This window comes from Pseudomonas sp. (genome assembly GCF_036387035.1).
Taxonomy (GTDB): Bacteria; Pseudomonadota; Gammaproteobacteria; order Pseudomonadales; family Pseudomonadaceae; genus Aquipseudomonas.
The window spans coordinates 1-7,448 of sequence record NZ_DASVUM010000106.1; the positions used below are offsets into that span (position 1 = coordinate 1).

Genomic DNA, 7,448 nt, shown 5'->3' on the forward strand with positions numbered 1-7,448 from the left:
GGGCCACGCGCTGGAGGGCGCCCGTTCAGTGCTGATCCTGCGCAGCTGGCGTGAGGCGGGCGGGGAGGTCAATTCCAACATCGTCTGGGACTATGCGCACACGACGATCCCGAGGCATCTGCGCGACATCGTCGTCACCGAATACGGCATCGCCGATTTACGCGGCAAGACCGATGCGGCAGTCATCGAGGCACTGCTCAACATCAGCGACTCGCGCTTCCAGCCGGGCCTTATCGATCAGGCGCAGAAAGCCGGCAAGCTGCCCCGGGATTTCCGCCTTGATCCGCTGTTCAGCCGCAACACGCCGGAGCGGCTCAAGGACATCCGCGATCAGTTTTCGTCGCTGTTCGTCGAATACCCGTTAGGTTGCGATTTCACCGCTGAGGAGCGAGACCTGCTGCGCGCGCTGAACTGGCTGAAGAGCAAGTTCAAGCTCACGGAAATCCTTGAGCTGGGCAAGGCCACGCTCGAGGCGCCTGATGCGAGCGCGTATCCGGAACACTTACAGCGCATGGGCCTCAGTCACCCACAAGGTTTGCGCGATGAACTGTATCAGCGCCTGGTGTTGGCGGGGTTGCAGGCGACGGCTTAGGCCCGATGGTCCTGGACCATTGAGCGTGCTCGCGATTCCGGTGGGGCGGGCGACCTGGGTGTGACAGACCCGCCGCCTTCGCGACCGTCGTAACCTCCGATTGCTCCTACAGGGGATTTGCGTCGGACGTGGGTTCTGGTTGCGTGCACAGGATTTGCGTCTGACGTGGGTTCTGGTTGCGAGCACACAGACTTGCGTGCGCGCACGAGGAGGGCAGGGCGTGAGTTCAACTAAGGGTTTTGATCACCAGCAGCACTGCGGCAAAGAACCCACTGACTGCGAACAGCTGTTGCAACCTCGGGCCGGCGAGGTAACGGCTGACTTGCCTGCCGCCTATCAGTCCGACGACGGCGCCGGCGGCGAAGGGCAGCCCCACCGTCCAGTGCATCGCGCCGCTGACGCTGGCCGTGATCACACTGCCGGTCGAGACCAATGCGATCACCGCCAGCGACGTCGCGACGATGCTCTTCATCTCAAGGTCCGTGTAACGGGTCAATGCCGGCACGATGACAAAGCCGCCCCCTACGCCCAGCAATCCTGACAACAGCCCGGCCAGTGCGCCCGTAGCCGCCAGCGACCGAGCGCACGGCAGTGTCCAGCGCAATCGACCCACCAGCGGATTGACCACGCAAGGCCTGAATGCCCCTCGATCCGGCGGTTTGCCGTGACGCAGCTCGTGAGCCGCTTTGCGATAGATCCGCGTACAGACATAAAACAAGATCAGTGCGAACCCCAACGCAAGCGGCGCATTGGGCAATTGATGCGCCAGCCACAGCCCTATCGGCGACAGTGCGATGCCGATGATCGCGATGAAAATGGCCGCGCGGTAACGAACGATGCCTTGCCGCAGCCCGAGCGCTGCGCCGACCGCCGACGCCAGACCAACCGCCAGAAGCCCCACGGGCGCGGCTTCGATCATCGTCAGGCCCAGCCCGAAAACCAGCAGCGGCACCGCGAGAATGCCGCCACCGGCGCCCGTCAGCGCTAATACTGCGCCAATGATCGTGCCGAGGCCGGCTCCGATCAGTTCGTGTTCATTCATGTCAGGTGAGCAAGTTCAGTGGAAGGGCTGTTCGGATGGGCTGTTAGTCTGCGGGTGCGCCCTGGAAGCATACTCGACTGGATTCACAGCGCATTAATCGGGACCTTCAGGTAGCGCACGCCGTTGTCTTCCGCCTCCGGCATGTTGCCGCCGCGCATGTTGATCTGCACTGAAGGCAGGATCAGCACCGGCATGTCGAGGGTGGCATCGCGCTTCTCCCGCATTTCGACAAAGGCGTCCTCGCCGATGCCTTCGCGCACGTGGATGTTGCTGGCGCGTTGCTCGGCAACGGTGGTCATGAACATCAGCTCGCGGCCGTTGGGCAGGTAGTCATGGCACATGAACAGGCGTGTCTGCGGCGGCAGGCTGAGAATGCGGCCGACCGAGCGATACAGCGTGCGCGCATCGGCACCGGGGAAGTCGCAACGGGCAGTGCCGTAGTCAGGCATGAACAGCGTATCGCCGACAAACGCCACGGCTTCACCGCCGGCTTCGATCACGTAGGTCATGCACGCCGGCGTATGGCCAGGGGTGTGCATGGCGCGGGCCTGCAAGCTGCCGATCTGAAAATGCGCGTCGTCTTCCAGCAACCGGTCGAACTGGCTGCCGTCGCGGGCAAAATCGCCTTTGGCGTTGAACAACGTACCGAAGACTTTCTGCACGCGGGTGATGTGGCTGCCAATCGCGACCGTACCGCCCAGTTGCTCTTTCAGATAGGCCGCGGCCGAGACGTGATCGGCGTGGACGTGGGTCTCCAGAATCCACTGCACCGACACGCCCAGTTCACGAACCCTGCCGATCAGCTTGTCTGCCGATTGCGTGCTGGTACGCCCGGATTTCGGGTCGTAATCCAGCACGCTGTCGATCAACGCAGCCTGAAGGGTAGAGCGGTCAACGACCAGGTAACTGATGGTCGAGGTCTGTGGATCGAAGAACGCCTCTACGCTCAGTGAGGTGCCGATTTCCATAACGTGTCTCCTGTTCTACTACTGACCGCAAATAAGCGGTGGGAGTCGAGCTTGCTCACGAAGGGCCGGTACATTCACACCTGCCTCTGCGACTGAAAGTCTGCCTTGGCGAGCAAGCTTCATTTCCCACGGGGTTAGGCCATTGCTGGCCCAAAGCGCCGCGTTTGCTGCGCAACCCAAAGGTGAATCCGGATCAGACGAATGTCACCACGCCGTCCTTCAACGACTGCACGCGCGCCAGTGACTCTACACGATAGCCCTGGCCGTCCAGCTCGGCGCGGCCGCCCTGGAACGACTTTTCAATCACGATACCGAGCCCGGCGACGGTTGCGCCGGCCTGCTTGATGATCGAGATCAGCGCCTGGGACGCCTTACCGTTCGCCAGGAAGTCGTCGATGATCAGCACACGATCACTGCTGTTCAGATGACGGGTGGAAATGGCGATGGTGCTTTCGGTCTGCTTGGTAAACGAGTACACCGACGCGGAAAACATGTTTTCAGTAAGTGTCAGCGACTGGTGCTTGCGCGCGAAGATCACCGGGACGCCCATCTTCAGGCCCGTCATGACCGCAGGGGCGATACCCGATGCCTCAATGGTGACGATTTTGGTGATGCCCGAGTCGGCGAACAACGTGGCGAACTCGTCTCCGATCTGCTGCATCAGCACCGGGTCGATCTGATGGTTGAGGAACGCGTCGACCTTCAGTACCTGGTCAGAGAGCACGATGCCTTCGTCGCGAATTTTCTTGTGCAGTGCTTCCACGTGGGTTGGTCCTCAGAGCGCAATGTGCGCGAAATGAACGTTATCTTTTCAGCATGGCGCGTATGTCTGCCAAGGCAGTATTGCCGCGTACGGCTTTAACTTCGACCGGGGTGTCATCATTGCCTTCCCAGGCGAGATCGTCCGGCGGAAGTTCGTCGAGGAAGCGGCTTGGCAGGCAGTCGATGATTTCGCCGTACTGCTTGCGTTTGGCCGCGAAAGTGAACGCCAGCGTCTGTCGTGCGCGGGTGATGCCTACGTAGGCCAGGCGGCGCTCTTCTTCGATGGTATCGGCCTCGATGCTGGAGCGGTGCGGGAGGATTTCTTCCTCCATGCCCATGATGAACACGTACGGGAACTCCAGACCCTTGGAGGCGTGCAGCGTCATCATCTGCACGCCTTCGGCGCCGTCCTCTTCTTCCTGCTGACGTTCGAGCATGTCGCGCAGCACCAGTTTGCCGATGGCCTCCTCAATGGTCATGCCGCCTTCTTCGTCTTTCTCCAGCGTGTTTTTCAGCGCCTCGATAAGGAACCACACGTTGCCCATGCGGTAGTCGGCGGCCTTGTCGCTGGAGCTGTTCTGACGAATCCAGTTTTCGTAATCGATGTCCATGACCATGCTGCGCAGGGCGGCGATCGGATCCTGCGTGGCGCATTGCTGGCGAACGCCGTCCATCCAGTGCTTGAAGCGCTTGAGGCGGTCGGTGAAGCGGCTGTCCAGATGTTCGCCCAGGCCGATCTCGTCGGTCGCGGCGTACATCGACACCTTGCGCTCGGTCGAGTAGTTGCCCAGTTTTTCAAGGGTGGTCGAGCCGATTTCCCGGCGTGGCACGTTAATCACGCGCAGGAACGCGTTGTCGTCATCCGGGTTCACCAGCAGACGGAAGTAGGCCATGAGGTCTTTGACTTCCTGGCGCCCGAAGAAGCTGTTGCCCCCGGACAGCCGATATGGAATCTGGTGGTGTTGTAGCTTCAGCTCGATCAGCTTGGCTTGATAGTTACCACGGTAAAGGATGGCGAAATCGCTGTAAGGCCGGTCGGTACGCAGGTGCAGGCTGAGAATTTCGATCGCGACGCGCTCGGCTTCGGCGTCTTCGTTCTTGCAGCGGATCACGCGGATTTCGTCGCCATGACCCATCTCGCTCCACAGTTGTTTCTCGAACGCATGGGGGTTGTTGGCGATGAGCACGTTGGCGCAGCGCAAAATGCGGCTGGTGGAGCGGTAATTCTGCTCCAGCATCACCACTTTCAACGACGGGTAATCGTCCTTGAGCAGCATAAGGTTTTCCGGCCGCGCCCCGCGCCAGGCATAGATCGACTGGTCGTCGTCGCCCACCACGGTGAACTGGCAGCGCGTGCCGATGAGCATTTTCACCAGCAGGTATTGGCTGGCGTTGGTGTCCTGGTATTCGTCGACCAGCAGGTAGCGCACCTTGTGCTGCCACTTTTCCAGAATGTCGGCGTGCTCTTCGAAGAGCTTCACCGGCAGCAGAATGAGATCGTCGAAATCCACCGCGTTGTACGCCTTGAGCGTGCGCTGGTAGTGGCTGTAGACGATCGCGGCGGTCTGTTCTTTGGGGTTGCGCGAGTTGGCGAGGGCTTCCGGCGGCAGGATCAGTTCGTTTTTCCAGGCGCCGATCATGTTCTTGATCTCGTCAACGCCGTCGTCGCCCGAGTATTCCTTCTGCATGATGTCGGTCATAAGCGCTTTGACGTCGGTCTCGTCGAAGATCGAGAAGCCGGGTTTGTAGCCCAGCCGGGCATGCTCCTTGCGGATGATGTTCAGGCCCAGGTTGTGGAACGTCGAAACGGTCAGGCCGCGCCCTTCGCCGCTGCGCAGCAGGGTCCCGACGCGCTCTTTCATCTCCCGCGCCGCCTTGTTAGTGAAAGTCATGGCGACGATGTACTGGGCACGGATGCCGCAGTTCTGGATGAGGTGGGCAATCTTGCGTGTGATCACGCTGGTCTTGCCGGAGCCAGCGCCGGCGAGCACCAAAAGAGGGCCGCCGACGTAGTTCACGGCTTCCTGTTGCCGGGGATTGAGTCGGGACATGAGGAAAAATGGGGTCGCCTGGAAAAGGGCGGGCATTTTAACAGGGTCAGCGGATTGTGCAGCCACCGTCCGACACTGTGATGCGCCACGCTATCTATATTTCGCCGTTTTGTTACATTTGCGTATTGCGGATGATTCTCGCATTTGACGGCCCTCATTCGGGGGTGCGCCAAGGTCATTACGTTTGTGTGGGGAGTTAGCTTGTCTACGCCTGTCGAACCCTTGCGTTTGCTGCTTCTGGCGGACTCGCCCGAATGGCCGGCATCGTTGCGCGAGTGCCTGGCGCCGCTCGGAGACGCCTTTGTCCTTGACTGCGCGTCGAGCTGGGACACTGTTGGCGATCACACAGACCTGACCGCTCCCGGCGTACTCTTCACCCCCGAGGCCCTTCAGCCCGCCGCTGGCCAATGCAGTTGGCCCACCGTATTGCTTTTCGATACGGAGCCGGACGAAGAACCGGTAGGCGTCAGCGACTGGCTGGTACGCGAAGCCCTTACCACCCAGGCTTTGCGCCGCTGTCTGCGTCACGTAAGAGAGCGTGGCGCGCTCGAAACCACGCTTCATCGTCTGGCCGAGCAGGACCCTCTCACCGGTATCGCCAATCGGCAGGGCTTTCAGACGCTGTTGGCGGCCCGGCTGGCCGAGTTCGACGGTCGCGGCCTGGCGCTGGGGCATCTGGACCTGGACAACTTCCGCCGGGCCAATGACGCGCTGGGTCACCAGGCGGGCGATCGACTGATCCTGCAGGTGGTGGCGCGGCTCAAAAGCCAGCTGGAGGCGTGCGATCAACTGGCGCGACTGGGCAGCGATGAGTTCGCCCTGCTGATCGACACGCGCCGCGCCCCTGAACGCGCGGAATCCATCGCCGAGCGCATCACCGAGGCGCTGTCCGAACCGTATTGGGTTGATGGCGAAAGCCTGTTGATCGGCTGCAGCCTTGGCATTGCTTATGCGCGCCTCAACGGCGGCGCCGATCCGTTGATGTGGCATGCGCACATCGCCATGCAGCAAGCCAAGGGCACGCAAGGCTGCACCTTTCACGTGTTCAACGAACGAATAAACCGCAATGCCCGCAGCCTCGCTGACCTGGAAAGCGAGCTGCGCCGCGCCTTGCGTCGCGACGAGCTGGAGCTGCATTACCAGCCGCGCCTGTGCCTGAACACCGGGCATATTCTGGGGCTGGAGGCGCTGGTGCGCTGGCGCCACACTGAGCGCGGGCTGTTGCCACCCAGTGAGTTCGTGCCGCTGGCCGAGCAGAGCGGGCTCATCGTGCCGCTGGGTTACTGGGTCATTGCCCGGGCGCTGCGCGACATGCAGACCCTGCGCGAGAAGGGCGTTCCGCCGCTGCACATGGCAATCAACCTTTCATTTCGCCAGTTTCAGGACAACCAGCTGCTTGCGACGCTCAGCCGGCTGATTGCCGATCGCGGTATCGATGCGCAATGGCTGGAATTTGAATTGACCGAAACCGCCGTCATGCGCCGCAGTGACCTGGTCAAACAGACCATGGACGCGCTGGGTCGCCTGGGCGTGCGCTTTTCGCTGGACGATTTCGGTACCGGGTTTTCATCCTTCGTGCACCTCAACAGCCTGCCGATCACGCTGTTGAAAATCGACAAGAGCTTTGTCGGTGAAATGGAGCAGCGCGAGGAGAACCGCAAGCTGGTTCACGCGATGATCAACCTGGCCCATAACCTCAGCCTGGAAGTAGTGGCTGAGGGCGTCGAAACCCCTGAACAACTGGCCTTGTTGCGCAGCTTCAACTGCGATCAGGCCCAGGGATTTCTGATCAGCCACCCGCTGGCGTTCCCGCAACTGCTGGATTATCTGGCGATGGATCAGGTGCAGAGAAAGGGTCAGCAGGGGATTTAAAGAGTGGTAGTGCAAAGCCCGTAGATACTCTGTTCCGGATCAAGCTTTATGCAGATGTTTTTCGCTGAAAAGCTTGGCCGTATTGAAGTCTTCGCCGCTGCGCATGCAAGCCCACAAACCTGTCAGGTATTTACGCATCACCGCGCATATCGCCTGCATCT

Annotated in this window: 6 protein-coding genes and 1 pseudogene; 2 read left to right on the forward strand and 5 right to left on the reverse strand. The window is 60.9% G+C overall.

Annotated elements, in window-relative coordinates; all coding sequences use genetic code 11:
* Positions 1-592 (forward strand): acetyl-CoA hydrolase/transferase C-terminal domain-containing protein (locus tag VF672_RS09975; protein WP_331104207.1); only part of this gene is annotated, 592 nt, incomplete at its 5' end.
* Between the two features lie 226 nt (positions 593-818).
* Here the strand turns inward: VF672_RS09975 and VF672_RS09980 are convergent.
* The 4 genes from VF672_RS09980 to rep form a co-directional block, all read right to left on the reverse strand.
* The gene (locus VF672_RS09980; protein ID WP_331104209.1) at positions 819-1,634 is read right to left on the reverse strand and encodes a sulfite exporter TauE/SafE family protein; all 816 of its coding nucleotides are present in this window, start codon (positions 1,632-1,634) and stop codon (positions 819-821) included.
* A gap of 83 nt (positions 1,635-1,717) precedes the next feature.
* A complete protein-coding gene (locus VF672_RS09985; protein ID WP_331104211.1) occupies positions 1,718-2,602 on the reverse strand; it encodes an MBL fold metallo-hydrolase in 885 nt (294 codons plus the stop codon).
* Positions 2,603-2,795: 193 nt separating this feature from the next.
* Positions 2,796-3,365, reverse strand: coding sequence for a xanthine phosphoribosyltransferase (locus tag VF672_RS09990; protein ID WP_074892657.1), 570 nt, complete (start codon positions 3,363-3,365; stop codon positions 2,796-2,798).
* Between the two features lie 40 nt (positions 3,366-3,405).
* On the reverse strand, positions 3,406-5,415 hold the full coding sequence (rep, locus tag VF672_RS09995; RefSeq protein ID WP_331104216.1) for a DNA helicase Rep: 2,010 nt from the start codon (positions 5,413-5,415) through the stop codon (positions 3,406-3,408).
* Between the two features lie 201 nt (positions 5,416-5,616).
* Here rep and VF672_RS10000 point away from each other — a divergent pair, with 201 nt between their 5' ends.
* Entirely contained in the window at positions 5,617-7,287 is a 1,671-nt protein-coding gene (locus VF672_RS10000) for a bifunctional diguanylate cyclase/phosphodiesterase (RefSeq protein WP_331104218.1), read from the forward strand.
* A 39-nt stretch (positions 7,288-7,326) separates the two neighbouring features.
* Here VF672_RS10000 and VF672_RS24745 read toward each other — a convergent pair.
* Positions 7,327-7,448 (reverse strand): annotated as a pseudogene (locus tag VF672_RS24745) (IS110 family transposase); the annotation flags it as partial.

Excerpts from the sequence above, each read along its gene's own strand:
- VF672_RS09980 (WP_331104209.1), bottom strand. The coding sequence starts at position 1,634 with ATGAATGAACACGAACTGATCGGAGCCGGCCTCGGCACGATCATTGGC.
- VF672_RS09985 (WP_331104211.1), bottom strand. The coding sequence starts at position 2,602 with ATGGAAATCGGCACCTCACTGAGCGTAGAGGCGTTCTTCGATCCACAG.
- rep (WP_331104216.1), bottom strand. The coding sequence starts at position 5,415 with ATGTCCCGACTCAATCCCCGGCAACAGGAAGCCGTGAACTACGTCGGC.